This is a genomic window from Reella acinonychis (assembly GCF_052828705.1).
In genome coordinates this window covers 1,303,240-1,321,407 of sequence record NZ_CM128256.1, presented here as the reverse complement: position 1 = coordinate 1,321,407, position 18,168 = coordinate 1,303,240, and the positions used below count along the sequence as shown (strand labels likewise).

General features: G+C 38.4%; 18 protein-coding genes. 6 read left to right on the top strand and 12 right to left on the bottom strand.

Going from position 1 to position 18,168, the window contains the following annotated elements; genetic code table 11:
• Window positions 1-26 precede the first annotated feature (26 nt).
• The 5 genes from argG to ACUXZ4_RS06625 form a co-directional block, all read right to left on the bottom strand.
• The gene (gene argG / locus ACUXZ4_RS06645) at window positions 27-1,361 is read right to left on the bottom strand and encodes an argininosuccinate synthase (protein ID WP_464972432.1); all 1,335 of its coding nucleotides are present in this window, start codon (window positions 1,359-1,361) and stop codon (window positions 27-29) included.
• A gap of 78 nt (window positions 1,362-1,439) precedes the next feature.
• Window positions 1,440-2,240, bottom strand: a complete 801-nt coding sequence (locus ACUXZ4_RS06640; RefSeq protein ID WP_464972431.1) for a Rossmann-fold NAD(P)-binding domain-containing protein — start codon at window positions 2,238-2,240, stop codon at window positions 1,440-1,442.
• A 71-nt stretch (window positions 2,241-2,311) separates the two neighbouring features.
• On the bottom strand, window positions 2,312-3,172 hold the full coding sequence (locus ACUXZ4_RS06635) for a phosphoribosylaminoimidazolesuccinocarboxamide synthase (protein WP_464972430.1): 861 nt from the start codon (window positions 3,170-3,172) through the stop codon (window positions 2,312-2,314).
• 167 nt (window positions 3,173-3,339) lie between these two features.
• Window positions 3,340-3,627, bottom strand: coding sequence for a 50S ribosomal protein L25 (gene rplY / locus ACUXZ4_RS06630; protein WP_464972429.1), 288 nt, complete (start codon window positions 3,625-3,627; stop codon window positions 3,340-3,342).
• Window positions 3,628-3,816: 189 nt separating this feature from the next.
• Complete coding sequence (locus ACUXZ4_RS06625; protein WP_464974037.1) at window positions 3,817-3,951, bottom strand: hypothetical protein; 135 nt, start codon at window positions 3,949-3,951, stop codon at window positions 3,817-3,819.
• Window positions 3,952-4,056: 105 nt separating this feature from the next.
• Here ACUXZ4_RS06625 and ACUXZ4_RS06620 point away from each other — a divergent pair, with 105 nt between their 5' ends.
• From ACUXZ4_RS06620 to can, 5 genes are all read left to right on the top strand, one after another.
• Window positions 4,057-4,830 (top strand): FNR family transcription factor, encoded by a 774-nt coding sequence (locus ACUXZ4_RS06620; RefSeq protein WP_464972428.1) that lies wholly within the window; start codon window positions 4,057-4,059, stop codon window positions 4,828-4,830.
• Window positions 4,831-4,963: 133 nt separating this feature from the next.
• The gene (gene uspE, locus ACUXZ4_RS06615; RefSeq protein ID WP_464974006.1) at window positions 4,964-5,890 is read left to right on the top strand and encodes a universal stress protein UspE; all 927 of its coding nucleotides are present in this window, start codon (window positions 4,964-4,966) and stop codon (window positions 5,888-5,890) included.
• A gap of 62 nt (window positions 5,891-5,952) precedes the next feature.
• Window positions 5,953-6,276, top strand: a complete 324-nt coding sequence (locus ACUXZ4_RS06610; protein WP_464972427.1) for an HI1450 family dsDNA-mimic protein — start codon at window positions 5,953-5,955, stop codon at window positions 6,274-6,276.
• Window positions 6,276-7,115, top strand: coding sequence for an NADPH-dependent 7-cyano-7-deazaguanine reductase QueF (gene queF / locus ACUXZ4_RS06605; protein ID WP_464972426.1), 840 nt, complete (start codon window positions 6,276-6,278; stop codon window positions 7,113-7,115). Before ACUXZ4_RS06610 ends, queF begins: the two co-directional genes overlap by 1 nt.
• Before the next feature lie 21 nt (window positions 7,116-7,136).
• Window positions 7,137-7,826 carry a carbonate dehydratase gene (gene can / locus ACUXZ4_RS06600; protein ID WP_464972425.1) on the top strand — a complete coding sequence of 230 codons (690 nt, stop codon included), beginning with the start codon at window positions 7,137-7,139 and terminating at the stop codon, window positions 7,824-7,826.
• Window positions 7,827-7,873: 47 nt separating this feature from the next.
• Here the strand turns inward: can and pntB are convergent, their stop codons facing one another.
• The 6 genes from pntB to topA all read right to left on the bottom strand — a co-directional run bounded on the left by pntB (window position 7,874) and on the right by topA (window position 16,305).
• Window positions 7,874-9,325, bottom strand: coding sequence for a Re/Si-specific NAD(P)(+) transhydrogenase subunit beta (gene pntB / locus ACUXZ4_RS06595; RefSeq protein ID WP_464972424.1), 1,452 nt, complete (start codon window positions 9,323-9,325; stop codon window positions 7,874-7,876).
• Window positions 9,326-9,336: 11 nt separating this feature from the next.
• On the bottom strand, window positions 9,337-10,869 hold the full coding sequence (gene pntA, locus ACUXZ4_RS06590) for a Re/Si-specific NAD(P)(+) transhydrogenase subunit alpha (protein WP_464972423.1): 1,533 nt from the start codon (window positions 10,867-10,869) through the stop codon (window positions 9,337-9,339).
• A 230-nt stretch (window positions 10,870-11,099) separates the two neighbouring features.
• Complete coding sequence (gene purF, locus ACUXZ4_RS06585; RefSeq protein ID WP_464972422.1) at window positions 11,100-12,611, bottom strand: amidophosphoribosyltransferase; 1,512 nt, start codon at window positions 12,609-12,611, stop codon at window positions 11,100-11,102.
• A gap of 12 nt (window positions 12,612-12,623) precedes the next feature.
• Complete coding sequence (locus tag ACUXZ4_RS06580) at window positions 12,624-13,127, bottom strand: CvpA family protein (RefSeq protein WP_464972421.1); 504 nt, start codon at window positions 13,125-13,127, stop codon at window positions 12,624-12,626.
• Window positions 13,128-13,213: 86 nt separating this feature from the next.
• The gene (yfbV, locus tag ACUXZ4_RS06575; protein WP_464974005.1) at window positions 13,214-13,654 is read right to left on the bottom strand and encodes a terminus macrodomain insulation protein YfbV; all 441 of its coding nucleotides are present in this window, start codon (window positions 13,652-13,654) and stop codon (window positions 13,214-13,216) included.
• 44 nt (window positions 13,655-13,698) lie between these two features.
• On the bottom strand, window positions 13,699-16,305 hold the full coding sequence (gene topA / locus ACUXZ4_RS06570; protein WP_464972420.1) for a type I DNA topoisomerase: 2,607 nt from the start codon (window positions 16,303-16,305) through the stop codon (window positions 13,699-13,701).
• Window positions 16,306-16,412: 107 nt separating this feature from the next.
• On the opposite strand from topA, the gene ACUXZ4_RS06565 reads away from it, so the two are divergent.
• Window positions 16,413-17,303 carry a LysR family transcriptional regulator gene (locus tag ACUXZ4_RS06565; RefSeq protein ID WP_464972419.1) on the top strand — a complete coding sequence of 297 codons (891 nt, stop codon included), beginning with the start codon at window positions 16,413-16,415 and terminating at the stop codon, window positions 17,301-17,303.
• Window positions 17,304-17,322: 19 nt separating this feature from the next.
• Here ACUXZ4_RS06565 and rnm read toward each other — a convergent pair whose 3' ends face one another.
• Complete coding sequence (rnm, locus tag ACUXZ4_RS06560; RefSeq protein ID WP_464974004.1) at window positions 17,323-18,147, bottom strand: RNase RNM; 825 nt, start codon at window positions 18,145-18,147, stop codon at window positions 17,323-17,325.
• Window positions 18,148-18,168 lie beyond the last annotated feature (21 nt).

Below are 18,168 nucleotides of genomic sequence, written 5' to 3'. Positions count from 1 at the left end.
TGTGCGGTATTTTTAGTTGGATAATCTTATTTTTTACCTAGCTGTGGTAAAACTGATTCTTTACCAGAAATTAATAACCCAGCATTTGCATAAATACCTAATTTATCGCGTGTATCCACGATATCTAAATTACGCATTGTTAATTGACCGATACGATCGATTGGATCAAATGGTGCATTTTCCACTTTTTCCATACTCAAGCGTTCTGCTGCATAGGTTAAGTTTGGTGAAACCGTATCTAAAATTGAGTAGTCATTACCACGACGTAGTTCTAAGGTCACTTCACCTGTAATTGCACGCGCGACCCAACGTTGTGCAGTTTCACGTAACATTAATGCTTGCGGATCGAACCAACGACCTTGATACAATAAACGACCTAAACGTAAACCATTGATACGATATTGTTCGATGGTATCTTCATTGTGAATACCGGTGACTAAACGCTCATAAGCAATATGTAATAATGCCATTCCCGGCGCTTCATAAATACCACGAGATTTTGCTTCAATGATACGGTTTTCAATTTGGTCTGACATACCTAAACCATGGCGACCACCAATACGGTTTGCTTCTAAGAACAGTTCTACTGCATCACTAAATGTTTTGCCATTTAATGCGACAGGCACACCTTCTTCGAAACGAACGGTAACAGTTTCCGCTTTCACTTCAACGTTTTCATCCCAGAATGCGACACCCATAATTGGTTTCACGATTTTAATGCCTGTGCTTAAGAATTCTAAGTCTTTTGCTTCGTGAGTCGCACCAAGCATATTTGAGTCAGTTGAATATGCTTTTTCTACTGACATTTTATAGTCAAATCCATTCGCAATTAAGAATTCAGACATTTCAAAGCGTCCGCCTAATTCGTGGATAAATTGATCATCTAACCAAGGTTTGTAAATTTTTAAATTAGGATTGGTTAATAAACCGTAACGATAGAAACGTTCAATATCATTACCTTTGAAAGTGGAACCATCACCCCAAATATTTACATCATCTTCTTTCATCGCAGAAACAAGCATTGTACCCGTAACTGCACGACCTAAAGGCGTGGTGTTAAAATAAGTAATACCACCAGTAGAAACATGAAAAGCACCTGATTGAATTGCCGCAATACCTTCATGAGCAAGTTGTGCTCGGCAATCAATTAAACGTGCTTTTTCCGCACCATATTCCATTGCTTTTCTTGGAATCGCTTCATAGTCTTCTTCATCTGGTTGACCTAAATTCGCGGTATAAGCATAAGGTACCGCACCTTTTTGGCGCATCCACAATAAAGCGGCACTCGTATCTAAACCACCAGAAAAAGCGATACCGACTTTCTGACCAACGGGAAGATTTTGTAAAATAGTGTTTGACATACATTATCCTATTGTTGCTGATTACTTGTTAAAAAATCATTTTATTATCGGTTAAAAATTTCGAATTTTCAACCGCACTTACATGGAAAATGGATCTGGATATTGATAAACAAAATCCAGTTCCTGACAAATTTTATTCGCTAAAATAATACGTTTTGGATCTTGCTCAGAGCACTTAAAGCGCGCTGGTTTTATGCCAAATTTCTGCGCCATTGCTTCGTAATATTCCGCTCTCGTTGGATGTTTCGGTGCAACCAAATGATATAATCGATGACCACTACGAGTTTCAAGCAAACTTTGTATTGCTCTTGAGCAATCCTCTAAATGAACAAGATTCACCGGCATATTGCCTAAGCTCACGTCCTTATCTGCCATTGAATATACGGGATGACGATCTTCACCTATTAAGCCACCAAAGCGCACAATATCCACATCAATATCTTGTAATTGAAACAACATTTGTTCCACTTTATATAAAGCTGAGTCTGTGTTTGGCTGCGATTTTTCATCAAACTCCCCTGCTTCCATATTAAATACGGACGTGGAGCTAATGAAAATAATATGATGTACACCGCACAACAAGGCTTCATGAACTAAATTTTCAATGCCTTTGATGTAACTGTCTGCATCAAAAAAATACTCACTAGGTGGAATATTTATCACTAAACTATCCACCGAAAGCAATGCTGCCAGATCATCGGGATCGGCATTAATTTCAGGATCTAACTGCAGTTGATAGGTTTCCAAACGCCACAAACGCATTTCATCAACGCCGTCATGGGTGCGTTTACTGCCTTTCACATCCCAACCAAGATTGCGTAAATCGCGCGCTAAAGGCAATCCAAACCAACCTAAACCAACAATAGCGACAGATCGCATACTACTCCTTAATTCAATGAAAAAGTGCGGTGATTTTTCAAAAAGTTTTGAAAAACACACCGCACTTTTGTTTATTTAGTTAATAAATCTAGCGCTTCTCGATATTTTGCAACCGTTTTTTCGATCACATCTGCTGGCACTTTTGGTGCTGGAGGCTGTTTATTCCATCCGCTATTGTTTAACCAATCACGCACGAATTGTTTATCAAAAGATGGTGGATTTGTGCCTTCTTTATAAGTCTCAATCGACCAAAAACGGCTTGAATCTGGTGTTAATACTTCATCCATTAACGTTAATACACCGTTTTCATCTAAACCAAATTCAAACTTAGTATCACAAATAATAATACCTTTTGTTAATGCATAAGCCGCAGCTTCTTTATATAACTTAATCGCAGATTCTTTCACTTGCGCTGCTAATTCAGCACCAATTTGGCGCTCACATTCCGCATAACTGATATTAATATCATGATCGCCCACTTCTTCTTTGCTTGAAGGGGTAAAAATAGGTTCCGGCAATTTACTTGCTTCCACTAAGCCTTTTGGTAATTCTAAGCCACAAATTGTGCCTGTTTGCTGATAATCTTTTAAACCTGATCCCGTTAAATAACCACGCACAATACTTTCAATTTTAATTGGCGTTAATCGTTTACATACAACTGCGCGATCTTTTACTAAATCTGCTTCTTCTTTTGGTAAGACATCATAAACTGTGTCACCAGTAAAGTGATTAGGCATAATATGTGCTAATTTGTTAAACCAAAAATTAGAAATTTGCGTGAGAATTTCCCCTTTACGTGGAATAGGATCATCCAAAATCACATCAAACGCAGATAAACGGTCTGTTGCCACCATTAACATGCGTTTATCATCAATTTCATAAAGATCACGCACTTTACCTGAATAAATTTTTTTAAGACTTAATTCCTTCATTATGTTGCCCTTATCATATTGTTATGAAAATTTCCGCAAATTATACCGCACTTTTCATTAAAGATAAGCAAACGATTGCATTTTTCTTAAGAAAATTTTTTAAGGAAAAAACGGAACAACAAAAAAGCCCTTTGTATTAACAAAGGGCTTTTATCTTTCAAAACAAATTACGCACGTTTGAAATCAATGTGAACTAATTTTGGTTTGAATGGGTGACGTTGCATTGCTTGTACTTTTACAGCAACTTCTTTACCATTGATAACCAATGTGATCACTTCTGAATAGAAGCTATCATGAGCTTGCGCGTTGTTTAATTCATCGTGGTTTAATACGATTGAAACTGGCTCTTCACTACCACCGTAAACGATAGCAGGGATTTGACCATTGTGACGCAGGCGGCGGCTCGCACCCTTACCTTGCGCTGTACGAACTTCAGCGTTAAATTTAAATGCCATTTTATGTTCTCTTTAAATAAAAAGTTAAATTCAGAAATTGCAGGCGACCCAGCAATTCCCCAGTGTTTAGCTCAAAGATAAACTTTGAGAGGGCGTAATTATAATCAAATTTCATGAAAAAGCAAATTTTATGTGCTTCTTTTAGCTGTTAAATTCAAAAATTACGCCATTTTACACCGCACTTTTAAGCTATTGTTTTTCTACAATCGTTTCTTTTTCTGCTTCATAATGCTGATAAGTTTTATAAAAAAATGCAGATAATAAGATACCAAGCATAACAATGAGTTGAATAAGGCGTTTTTTTGTTAATTTTTCAGCTGGCATAGGCTTTCTTTCACTATTTATTACTTCTTTATTTACTATTTTAATGCTATCATTTATTGAGTTAGATCAATTTTATCACATTTTATTATAAATATTGGGAACATAATGAGTATTTTATCTTCAGAACATCGCATCGGACGCCGAATTCAGTCAGGTGGTTGTGCTATTCACTGCCAAGACTGCTGTATTAGTCAATTATGCATTCCATTTACTTTAAACAAACACGAACTCGACCAACTTGATAATATTATTGAACGTAAAAAGCCGATTCAAAAATCACAAGTTATGTTTAAAGCTGGAGATGAATTAACCTCTCTTTATGCTATTCGTTCTGGCACCATAAAAACCTACACCATTAGCGAAACAGGCGAAGAACAAATTACCGCTTTCCACTTACCAGGTGATTTGGTGGGTTTTGATGCTATCACAAATATGCGCCACCCAAGCTTTGCGCAGGCATTAGAAACTGCCATGGTGTGTGAAATTCCTTTTGACATTTTAGATGATCTTTCAGGAAAAATGCCGAAATTACGCCAACAAATTATGCGTTTAATGAGTAGTGAGATTAAGAGCGATCAAGAAATGATTTTGTTACTATCAAAAATGAATGCAGAAGAACGTTTGGCAGCTTTCATTTACAATCTATCTAATCGTTATTCTAACCGCGGTTTTTCTGCTCGTGAATTCCGTTTAACCATGACACGTGGTGATATTGGTAATTACCTCGGTTTAACCGTAGAAACCATCAGCCGCTTATTAGGACGTTTTCAAAAAATGGGAATTCTATCGGTGCAAGGGAAATACATTACGATCAACGATTTGCCACAATTAACTGAAATCGCTGGTATTAACCGCACTAAAATTCAATTTGTTGATTAATAGATTCAGGCTGATATTTCAGCCTGTTTTTTTTATTGAGGCATATCACATTTTGACATACTCTAACTTGTTATTTATTTCAATCTACTCTATGATGAACTAGAGTCGTGACTATAACGTAATGGAGGTTATGATGAAATTCAATAATATTTTAGTGGTACTCAACCCTGAAAATGAAAAACAATATGGACTTGCACGTGCAGTACGCTTAGTTAAAGAACAAAAAAGCGAAAATCCTGTTAACATTACCGTATTTTTACCCATCTATGATCTTTCTTACGAAATGTCAGCGTTACTTTCTTCTGAAGAAAGACAGGAAATGCATCAAACGGTTATTACACAACGCCAAAAAGAGTTACAGCCCTATTTGGATAAATATGCCGATCCGATGATCAATTTCCGACCTGTTGTTGTATGGAACAGCAACGAAGCCGAAGCGATTGCGGCAGAAATTGAAAATCAAAATTACGATCTTGTCGTTAAATACACCAAAGAAGAAGAAAGCCTCACTTCCCTTTTCATTACTCCAATGGATTGGCAATTATTACGCAAATGCCCGACTCCATTATTAATGGTTCGTGATGGAGATTGGAAGCACCAGCGTCGCATTTTAGTTGCGGTCAACGTATCTGGTGATGAAGAATATCACGAGCAATTTAATAAAGAATTAGTTTCCTTAAGTATGGACTTAGCGGATCAATTAGAACGTGGTAATATTCACTTAGTCAGCGCGTATCCGCCGACACCAATGAATATTGCCATTGACTTACCAGAATTCCACACTGCTGAGTACATTAATAGTTTACGTGGTCAACATTTATTAAATATGAAAGCACTACGTCAACATTTCGGTATTTCTGAAGATCATACACATGTACGAGAAGGTTTCCCTGAAGAAATCATTCCTGAAGTAGCGAAAGAATTGGAAGCCGAATTGGTTGTATTAGGCACCGTTGGGCGCACAGGACTCTCCGCCGCCCTGCTCGGCAATACAGCAGAACATGTGATTAGTAAATTAAAATGCAATTTACTTGCCATTAAACCGTCGAAAAAATCCTAATGAATTGAACAAAAAAGTGCGGTTAATTTCACCGCACTTTTTGTTTTTATAGAGAAAAGCAAATGAATGAAACAACAAACAAACTAACTCCTGATGAAGCAATTGATATCGCCTATGATATTTTCTTAGAAATGGCAGCAGAAAATCTCGATCCTGCTGATGTTTTGTTATTTAACCTACAATTTGAAGAACGTGGCGCAGTCGAATTTGTTGATACTGCTGATGATTGGGACCAAGAAATTGGCGTATTAATTGATCCTGAAGCCTATGCTGAAGTTTGGATTGGCCTGGTCAACGAACAAGATGAAATGGACGATATTTTTGCTAAATTCTTAATTTCTCATCGTGAAGAAGATCGCGAATATCATGTAATTTGGAAGCAATAATGTACGAAAATAATCAAAGTTTAAAAGAATTAAAACTCGGTCAAAAAACGGAATATCAATCAATTTATGACCGCACTTTATTACAACCTGTTCCTCGTGCACTTAACCGCGATAGCTTAGCTATCACAGAGGTCCAACCTTTTCATATTGGTGCAGATATTTGGACAGCTTATGAAATTTCATGGTTAAATAACAAAGGTGTACCACAGGTTGCCATTGCTGATGTTGAAATTGATTTTCGCTCAGAAAATCTTATCGAATCAAAGAGTTTTAAACTTTATCTCAATAGCTTTAACCAAACAAAATTTGATTCTTGGCAGCAAGTGGAACAAACCATGCAACAAGATTTGAGCGATTGTGCCAAAGGTGATGTCAAAGTGCGGTTAAATTCTTTAGCTTTTTATCAAAACCAAGCCATTGCAACCTTAGCTGGCGATTGCATTGATGATCAAGATATTGAAATAACAAGCTATGATTTTAACGCTGATTTACTACAAGGTTGCACACAGGATCAACAAGTTGAAGAATATTTAGTTAGCCACTTATTAAAATCTAATTGTTTGATTACTAGTCAACCCGATTGGGGAACAGTGCAAATTCATTATGTTGGTAAACAAATTGATCGTGAGAAATTATTACGTTATTTCATTTCTTTCCGTCAACACAATGAATTCCATGAACAATGTGTAGAGCGCATTTTCTGTGATTTAATGCGTTTTGCACAACCAGAAAAATTAACTGTCTATGCGCGTTATACAAGACGAGGTGGGTTAGATATTAATCCATTCCGCTCTAATTTTGAGTCAGTTCCTGAAAATCAGCGCTTGGCAAGACAATAAAAACACATAAAAGGATGTACTATGAAACGAATTGAACAGCTTTTTGCCAACAATCACAGTTGGGCATTGCGCATGAAAGAAGAAAACTCGCTTTATTTCAAAGAGTTAGCAGAACATCAAACGCCACATTATTTGTGGATTGGTTGTTCTGATAGTCGTGTACCTGCTGAAAAGCTGACAAATTTAGAACCGGGCGAATTATTTGTTCATCGTAACGTGGCAAACCAAGTTATTCATACCGACCTAAATTGTCTTTCTGTTGTGCAATATGCTGTCGATGTGCTGAATATTGAACATATTATCATTTGTGGTCACACTAACTGTGGTGGTATTAAAGCAGCAATGAGCAGACAAGATCTTGGGTTAATCAATAACTGGCTATTACATATTCGTGATATTTGGTTTAAACACAGCCATTTGTTAGGTAATTTAAGTCCTGAAAAACGCGCAGATATGTTAACCAGAATTAATGTTGCAGAACAAGTTTATAACCTTGGGCGCTCCTCTATTGTACAATCAGCTTGGGCGCGTGGTGCAAAACTCTCTTTACATGGCTGGGTATATGATGTCAACGATGGTTTTTTAGTGGATCAAGGGGTATTAGCAACCAGCAGAGAAACACTTGAAATTTCATATCGCAATGCTATTGCACATTTGCTTACCCTAAGTGAAGAAGATGATATTATAAAGAAACCATTAGAAGAAAAGTAAACGAAAAAATACCGCACTTTAAAGTGCGGTATTTTTTTACTTCGTTTTTATAATGCTTTAAGAATGTCATCAACGCGTTCTTTGGCATCACCAAACAACATTTGAGTATTTTCTTTAAAGAATAATGGGTTTTGTACGCCCGCATAGCCAACAGCCATTGAACGTTTAAATACCACAACATTCGCTGCTTTCCATACTTCTAATACAGGCATACCTGCGATTGGGCTATTTGGATCTTCCATTGCCGCAGGGTTAACCGTATCGTTCGCACCAATAACCAATACCACATCGGTATCAGCGAAATCGTCATTGATTTCATCCATTTCTAATACCACATCATAAGGTACTTTTGCTTCCGCTAATAATACGTTCATATGACCAGGTAATCGGCCTGCAACTGGGTGAATACCAAAACGCACATTAATACCACGATCACGTAGTTTTTGCGTAATTTCAGCCACTGGATACTGTGCCTGTGCAACAGCCATACCATATCCCGGAGTGATGATAACAGAGCTTGCATTTTTCAACATCTCTGCCACTTCTTCAGCTGTGGTTTCACGATGTTCACCTTGTTCTTCATCGCTTGATACTTGAACGTCGTTACCGAAGCCACCAGCAATTACGCTGATAAATGAGCGGTTCATCGCTTTACACATGATGTAAGAAAGAATCGCACCTGAAGAACCCACTAATGCACCTGTTACGATTAATAAATCGTTGCTTAACATGAAACCGGCTGCCGCTGCTGCCCAACCTGAGTAAGAGTTAAGCATTGACACGACTACTGGCATATCCGCACCACCGATAGATGCCACTAAATGCCAACCGAATGCAAGCGCAATTGCGGTCATTAATAATACAGGGAAGATATTATGTGGATTGTTTAAAAATGCCACCATTAATAATGCAGAGAACACTAACGCAGCTAAATTTAATTTATGGCGATGAGGTAGCATTAAAGCTTTAGAATTGATAATGCCACGTAATTTACCAAATGCAACCACAGAACCTGTGAAGGTTACCGCACCGATAAAGATACCTAAGAACACTTCAACATTGTGGATATTCGCTAATACTTCTTGTTTCGCTTCGAAAGCTGCTTTTGCTTTTTCTAATGCTTCTTCGCTAATAAATGCGGTGCCTTCTGGCGCAACAAAATCAGGCGTGATATGTAAACCAAAGCTATTGAAACCTACTAAAACAGCCGCTAAACCAACGAAGCTATGTAAAATAGCCACTAATTCAGGCATTTCAGTCATTTCAACTTTAAGTGCACGTTGAATACCTAGCACACCACCTACAGCCATTGCGATCAGGATCCAAAATTCACCATTTGTTGCAGGACCGAAAATAGTCGCAACTAACGCAATCGCCATACCGATAATGCCATACCAACAACCAGCTTTAGCGGTTTCATGTTTAGAAAGACCGGCTAAGCTCATAATAAACAGTAATGCCGACACAATATAAGCGGCTTGTACAAGACCTACTGACATTTACTTTCTCCTTAACCTTTTCTAAACATAGCAAGCATACGTTGGGTAACTTTGAAACCACCAAAAATATTGATACTTGCCACTAAAATTGCAATAAATGCTAATATGCTGACAAAGAAGCTGCCTTGCGCAATTTGCAATACCGCACCAACGATAATAATACCTGAAATAGCATTGGTTACCGCCATTAATGGTGTATGCAGTGCATGGCTTACGTTCCATACAACATAGTATCCGACTACGCAAGATAAAACGAATACGGTGAAATGAGAAAGGAACTCAGGTGGTGTGACTGAAGATAAACCAAGGAACAATAACGCAATTACTGCCATCACACCAAATTTAATGCGAGGATCTGCTGGTTTTTCTTCTTTTTTCGCCACAGGTGCAGCTGCCGCTTTTTGTTGCGGTTGAGCAGAAACCTGAATTGGCGGTGCTGGCCATGTGACTTCACCATCACGAACCACTGTTACACCACGTAATACCACATCGTCAAAATTAATATCAATTTGACCATCTTTATTTGGCGCTAATAGTTTCAATAAATTCACTAAGTTTGTGCCGTAAAGTTGGGAAGATTGAGTAGGTAAACGTGCAGGGAAATCAGTATAACCAATCACTTTCACTTGGTTATCTGTAACGAAAATTTCATTTGGTTTGGTGTATTCACAGTTACCACCTGTTAATGCAGCTAAATCCACAATCACAGAACCTGGTTTCATTGAATCAACCATTTCTTTAGTAATAAGGCGAGGCGCTGGTTTACCCGGAATCGCAGCGGTGGTAATGATAATATCCACTTCTTTCGCTTGTTCCGCATAAAGTGCCATTGCACGACGGTTAAATTCTTCAGACATCACTTTTGCATAGCCATCGCCTGAACCGCCTTCTTCTTCGAAATCAATTTCTAAGAAGTCTGCACCCATTGATTTTACTTGTTCTTTTACTTCTGGACGTGAGTCAAATGCACGAACAATCGCCCCTAAGCTGTTAGCTGCACCGATAGCGGCAAGACCTGCAACACCCGCACCAATCACTAACACTTTCGCAGGAGGCACTTTACCTGCTGCCGTAATTTGTCCAGTGAAGAAACTACCAAATGCGTTTGCGGCTTCAATAACCGCACGATAACCCGAAATATTTGCCATTGAAGAAAGCGCATCTAATGCTTGTGCACGAGAAATTCGAGGTACCGCATCCATGGCTAACACATTAATTTTCTTAGCTGATAATTTTTGCATTAATTCTGGATTTTGCGCAGGCCACACAAAGCTTACTAAGGTGGCGCCCTCTTTAATGAGTGCAATTTCTTGTTCTGTTGGCGCATTTACTTTAAAAATAATATCAGCATTCCAAACCTCTTGTGCTGAGCCAACTTTAGCCCCAGCAGCTACAAATGCTTGATCTTCAAAACTTGCCTTAAAGCCCGCATCATGCTCAACGATAACTTCAAAACCTAATTTTAAAATTTGTTGAACCGTCTTTGGCGTTGCCGCAACACGAGTTTCATTATCAAGCAGTTCTCTAGGTACACCAATTAACATAATGTTTCCTTCAAATTGGTTGATTTTATTTCCCTGAGGAAAATCCTCCTCAAGCCCGAATATGACAAAAAGTCAAAGCTTTCTAAATGTATCTTAAATGCCAAGAAATTGAAAACAATTTTTACAGGAAAAAGAAGTAAATTTGACTTAAATTAGAAAATAAATAAAACAATATAAAAAAGAACCGCACTTTATCTAAAGTGCGGTGGAAAAAGGAGGAATTTTATGAATTATCTTTCATTGTGAATTTCAAGATTGGTCGCGTCTTTTTCTCGCTTTGTTTTCGCGCCATCATTACGTTTAGCTGCAATATTATCCAAGTATTCCGGAGTCACATCACCTGTCACATAATGTCCGGTGAAAACAGAGGTATCAAACTCACGAATTTTTGGATTTTCCTGCTGAACAGAAATCTGTAACGCTTCTAAATCTTGGAAAATTAAGCCATCAACACCAATCAATTTCGCTACTTCTTCTACATTACGATTATAAGCAATGAGTTCGTGCTTGGTTGGCATATCAATACCATACACATTCGGGTAACGAATTTCTGGTGCAGCTGAAGCAAAATAAATTTTATTAGCGCCAGCCGCTCTTGCCATATCCACAATTTGTTCAGACGTTGTGCCACGCACAATCGAGTCATCTACTAATAACACATTTTTGCCTTTGAATTCAGAAGCAATGGTATTTAATTTACGACGAACCGCACTAATACGTTGTTTTTGCCCTGGCATAATGAAGGTGCGACCAACATAACGGTTTTTCACGAAACCTTGGCGATAAGGCTTATTCAACACATGAGCAATGCGTAATGCAATATCATTTGAGGTTTCTGGCACTGGAATAACCACGTCAATATCAATATCCTTCCATTCACGCGCAATTTTCTGCCCTAAGCGTTCGCCCATATGCACACGAGCTGCATAGACTGATACACCATCAATGGTACTATCAGGACGTGCAAAATAGACGTATTCAAAAATACAAGGACACAATTTTGGATTATCCGCACAAATTTCAGAATAAATTTGATGATCAAAGGTGACATAAACTGCTTCACCAGGTTCAATATCGCGAACAAATTCAAAGCCCGCGGTATCCAATGCAACGGTTTCTGAAGCAAACATATATTCCATTTTGCCATTTTCTTCACGCTGACCTAGCACTAATGGGCGAATACCATTTGGATCACGAAATGCCACTAGGCCATGGCCAATAATCATCGCAATACAAGCATAAGCGCCTTTAATATCTTGGTTAGTCGCACGAATCGCCGCGAAAATATCATTTGGCGTTAACTGTTCTTTATCAATTTGATCAATATGATATGCCAAAATATTTAATAGAGATTCCGAGTCAGAGGTGGTGTTCACATGACGACGTGCTAATTTGTAAAGTTTGTCCTTTAATTCTTGTGAATTGGTTAAATTCCCATTATGGACTAAGCTCAAACCATAAGGTGAATTCACATAGAATGGTTGTGCTTCTGACACGCTAGAACAACCAGCAGTTGGGTAACGAACATGCCCAATACCTGCATTACCTTGTAATCTGTTCATATGAACTTGCTGGAAAACGTCACTTACCAAACCATTGGCTTTACGTAAGCGGAAACAATTTTCGTCATCGATTGTAACAATACCTGCTGCATCTTGACCGCGGTGTTGTAACACCGTTAATGCATCATAAATAGATTGGTTAACTGGGCTTTGGCTAATGATACCGACAATACCACACATGGAAACGACCTTTTATTGAGTTGGATTTAACGTTGAATTTAAGAAACTAGAACTGGCTTGTAATTGTTGGAAAAACCATTCTACAACAAAGCCAAAGTGCGGTATTAATTGAGACGATTTCCACACATCGCTTTGTTCAAAATTAGTAAAGGTATCCACAAAAAACAATAACGCGGCAACGATTAATACGCCACGTAAGAAACCAAAACAGGCACCTAAAATACGATCTGTGCCTGATAAACCTGTTTTATCCACTAATTGTGAGATCACATAATTGACTACGCCCCCCACAATGAGCGTTAAAATAAATAAAATACCAATGGCAACGCCATTGCGTACATATTCTGATTGGATTTGAGTTAAGAAATTGGCAAGGTAAGGATAAAATTTGCTTGCAACAACAAACGCCACTACCCAGCAAGTAAGGGACATGACTTCGCGCACAAAACCGCGCAATAAACTCACAATCACAGAAAAGGCAATAATGCCAATAATAACATAATCAATAACAGACATAATCACTTCAAAATATCGAATTTTTTAACCGCACTATTCTACCCAAATCATCTAAAAAAGAAAACGTTTGCGTAGAATAAATTTCATTAAAGTTCATTCCAAAAATCAGTAGACAAATGCTGCTCCGCTTTTTGCAGCAATAACGCTAAATCTTGATAAGTGGGCTTTTCAACAGGCATAACCGCAACATTTTCTTTGCATAATTGCGAAAAAAGTTGCTGATATTTCACCGCACTTTGTGGCGATAAAGCTTGGGTTGCCCGTTTTCCCAACCAATATAATCCCTGCAAAGGGAGGCAAAGCGCAAAAAGTGCGGTCAAAATCGCAGCAGTTAATGCCACGAAATGATGTGGTGCTAACATTTGTTGCCAAACAATCGCAAACACTGCAATAAATGGCATCATTTTTTGTGCAAACGTTGTGGCTTTAATTACCCGATTTTCAGGAAATATTGCCCCTAATTTAGGGTGCATTGGCCAAGTTTTTAGATAAGTTTGCCCTTGGTTAAAAATAGTCAATAAACTCATTGCTAAAAAAAGATAAGCCATTCTTGAGAATGGCTTAATTAATATTATTTGCTACGTACTTTCCATTGTCCATCAATAAAATCGACAATCCATTTGGTTTGTTTACCATTTTTTTCGGAAGTCACATATTGACGTTTTTCTTTACGACTAAAGCGCACAATAGCTTCATTTCCTTCAGGATCTTTAGCCGGCGCATCAGCTAAATAGCGTAATTTTTCTGGTAAACGATCTCGATATAATGCTAATTCTGCCACTTTTGGTGCGCGCGTCTCTCTTGATTTAGGGAAATTATGTGCTGACATAAACACCCCACTTGCACCATCTCGCAACACAAAATAAGCATCAGATTTTTCGCATTTCAATTCAGGGAAATGTGTTGGTTCTTCTTTTGGTGGCGCTACTTCGCCATTTTTCAAGATCTTGCGCGTATTATCACAGCTTGTGCAAGCCATGTATTTACCAAAACGACCTAATTTCAAGTGCATATCTGCGCCACATTTATCACATTCAACAATTGGCCCATCATAGCCCTTAATTTTAAATGTGCCTTGCTCAATAAGGTAGCCATCGCAATTTGGGTTATTACCACAAATATGAATTTTTCTTTCAGGATCAATTACGTAGCTATCCATGGCAGATTCGCATTTCGGACAACGTTTACGTGCCATGAGAGCCTTAGTTTCACTTTCGCTATCCAGTACATTGAGCAATTCAGCTTCTGGAATTAAATTCATTGTGGTTTTACAACGTTCTTTCGGTGGTAAAGCATAGCCTGTACAACCTAAGAAAACGCCGGTACTTGCAGTACGAATTGCCATATTACGTCCACAAGTTGGACAAGTGATTTCTGTTGGTACCAAACTATTGGGTTTCATTCCACCTTCAAGTTCGTCTAATTCCGCTTGACTTAATTGATGAGAAAAATCTTTAAAGAATTGGTTTAATTCTATTTTCCAATTTTTACTACCATTAGCAATTTTATCCAAGGTATCTTCCATGTTGGCAGTAAAATCATAGTTCATCAAATCAGCAAAGGATTGATTTAAACGATCTGTTACAATTTCGCCCATTTTTTCTGCATAAAAACGACGATTTTCTGTACGTACATAGCCGCGTTCTTGAATGGTTGAAATAATTGCAGCATAAGTTGATGGACGACCAATACCGCGTTTTTCCAATTCTTTTACTAACGCCGCCTCAGTAAAACGTGCTGGTGGCTTAGTGAAGTGTTGACTTGGTAACACTTGTTGTAAACTGAGTAATTCTTTTAATGTTACCGCCGGTAATTCTTGATCCTCTGGCGACTTACTCATTTGTGGCAATACTTTGGTCCAACCATCAAAACGTAAAATACGCCCTTTTGCTTTTAACTCATAATCGCCCGCACTAACAGTTAATGTCGTACTATCATATTGTGCCGCTGGCATTTGGCAAGCCACAAACTGACGCCAAATCAGATCGTATAAACGCTCTGCATCTTTTTCCATACCCGTTAATTGGGCGGCAGAAATATTGACATCTGAAGGACGAATTGCTTCATGGGCTTCTTGCGCATTTTCTTTGCTGGAATAGAAGTTTGGTTTAACTGGCAAATAATCTTTACCATAATTACTATCAATATAACCACGCACCATATTCAACGCATCTTGACTTAAATTTGTTGAGTCTGTACGCATATAAGTAATGTAGCCCGCCTCGTATAAACGTTGCGCTAACATCATGGTTTTCTTCACACTAAAGTTTAATCTTGTGCTCGCCGCCTGCTGTAATGTCGAGGTAATAAATGGCGGACGCGGTTTTGAATTTGTCGGTTTAGTCTCTAAGTCTGATACTACGAACTCAGATTTTGTTAAAAAATCCACCGCACTTTGAGCTTGTTGCTGATTTTTAGGTTCAAATTTTTTATTTTGATAAGCCACTACATCCAAACGAATTGGATCTTTTTTCGCTGTTAAGCTATCAACTACAACATGCCAATATTCTTCTGGCTGAAATGCTTTAATTTCGCGCTCACGTTCGACTAATAATTTCACAGCAACGGATTGAACACGTCCTGCAGATAAACCACGAGCCACTTTTTTCCATAGCAATGGCGACACCATAAAACCAACAACGCGATCTAAAAAACGACGGGTTTGTTGCGCATTCACGCGATCCATATTTAGTTGTTCAGGGTGCTCAAATGCTTGTTTAATGGCATTTTTAGTGATTTCATTAAATACAACACGACTAAAACGCTCATCATCGCCACCAATAACTTCGCGTAAATGCCAAGCAATCGCTTCTCCTTCTCTATCCAAATCGGTTGCCAGATAAATATGATCCGCTTTTTTAGCTAATGCTTTCAATTCAGCAACCACTTTTTCCTTACCAGGCAAAATTTGATAATTGGCTTTCCAATCATGATAAGGATCCACGCCCATACGTTTTACAAGGGATTGTTGTTCCTTCTCTGCTTTAATGCTCGCTTTTTGTTCTGCACTTAATCCTTTAGTTGAAACAGGTTTCGCTTTCTCACCAGTACTACTTCCTGCAGTGGGTAAATCACGAATATGCCCAACACTCGACTTCACCACATACTCATTACCTAAGTATTTATTAATGGTTTTCGCTTTAGCTGGTGATTCCACGATAACTAAAGATTTACTCATATATTTATTACCTAATTCACTTAATTTGTGTAAAATTTTAAAAATTCTATTTATATTGCCTAACGAGAGGTTATTAGGTCAATATTTTTTTTCAAAAAGGGGGATAAATGGATAAACTAAATGCAATTTCGGTCTTTTGTAAAGTCGTAGAAACGCAAAGTTTTACCCAAGCCGCTGCCCATGAAAACATTTCCGTTGCCATGGCAAGTAAACTCGTTGCACAGCTCGAAGAACAATTACAAATCAGATTGTTACAACGCACAACAAGAAAAATCTCCACAACGGAAGCCGGCTCTCTCTATTACCAAATGTGTCACCCCTTGTTAGCGGAATTAAAAGAAGCGGATGAAAGTATCAGCAATCTTTCAACTTCATTACAAGGTAAATTAACCATTTCAGTGCCAATGGATTTTGGTCTGCGATTTATTGCCCCTAATTTATCCGCCTTTGCGCAAGCTCATCCCAACCTACAAATTGAAATGGATTTTAGCGATCGACGAGTCAATTTAACGGAAGAAGGCTATGATATGGCACTACGTATTGGCAGATTACGCGATAGCTCTTTAATTGGAAAAAAATTATCAACCAGCACCATTCATTATGTTGCTTCTCCTGATTATTTAGCCAAACGTGGCATACCTCAAAATGCAGAAGACTTATTGCAGCATGACTGCCTACTCTATAAAGCCATTGGTAACCAAATTTATTGGGAATTTACTTTGCCCGATGGACAAACCCAACGCCTAAAAATGCATTCCAATATGATTTCCAATAACGGTTCAACCTTAGTGGAAATGGCAAAAGCGGGGCTAGGTATTATCAAAGCACCACATTTTCTAATTAAAAAAGAACTTGACTCTGGCGAACTTGTGGAAGTATTAGCCCATTATCCTAAACAAACGATTGATTTAACGGTACTTTATCCAAATCGTCGTTATTTACCTGCAAAAGTAAAAGCCTTTATTCAATTTTTAGAAAGCTTAAACTTATGCAAATAATGTGGCTATTTGAGCAATACTAAAACACCGTTAAAATTGACCGCACTTGTTGCGGCAAGGCTAAGCCTTTTCCGAGTTCAATCCAACCACAAGGGAAATGGAAATCAGATCCTGCCGATGCTAGCAAGTCAAATTCATTTGCCCAACGAGCAAGTAATTGGCGTTGATCTGGCGATTGACCACAACCCGCCACTTCAATGCCATCTCCGCCCCATTGCTTAAAGTCCGTAATCAGTTTTCGAATCCAACGGTTCGTCATGGTATAACGCAAAGGATGCGCAATCACAGCTAATCCTCCCGCTTGATGAATCACCTTAATTGCGGTTGGAATATCAACCCATTCCGATTTTACAAAGGCTGGTTTTCCCCCTGACAAATAGCGTTTAAACGCCTGCTCTTGATTATTCACTACACCAATTTGCATCAGATAACGCGCATAATGTGCTCGCGTCACTTCGCCCGACGCTAATGCTTTCGCCCCTTCAAAAGTATTGGGAATCCCCATTTTGTCAAATTTTTCCCCAATGGCTAAAGCACGTTTTAATCTTAATTCTGCTTGTTGCTGTAAAAGTGCGGTCATTTCTGGCGAAGTTTCATCAAAATTTAACCCTACAATATGAATACCGCGGTTTTCCCATAGCGTTGAAATCTCAACCCCATTAATCAATTTAATATGATGGCGCACCGCAGCTTCTCGTGCTTCGGCTAAACCTGAAATACTATCATGATCGGTCAATGCTAATATGTTCACGCCCATTTCTGCGGCACGTTGCACCACTTCCGTAGGTGTTAATACGCCATCAGAGGCGGTACTATGGCAATGTAAATCGTAAATTTGTTCAATCATTCTTTTCTCTAAAGCAAA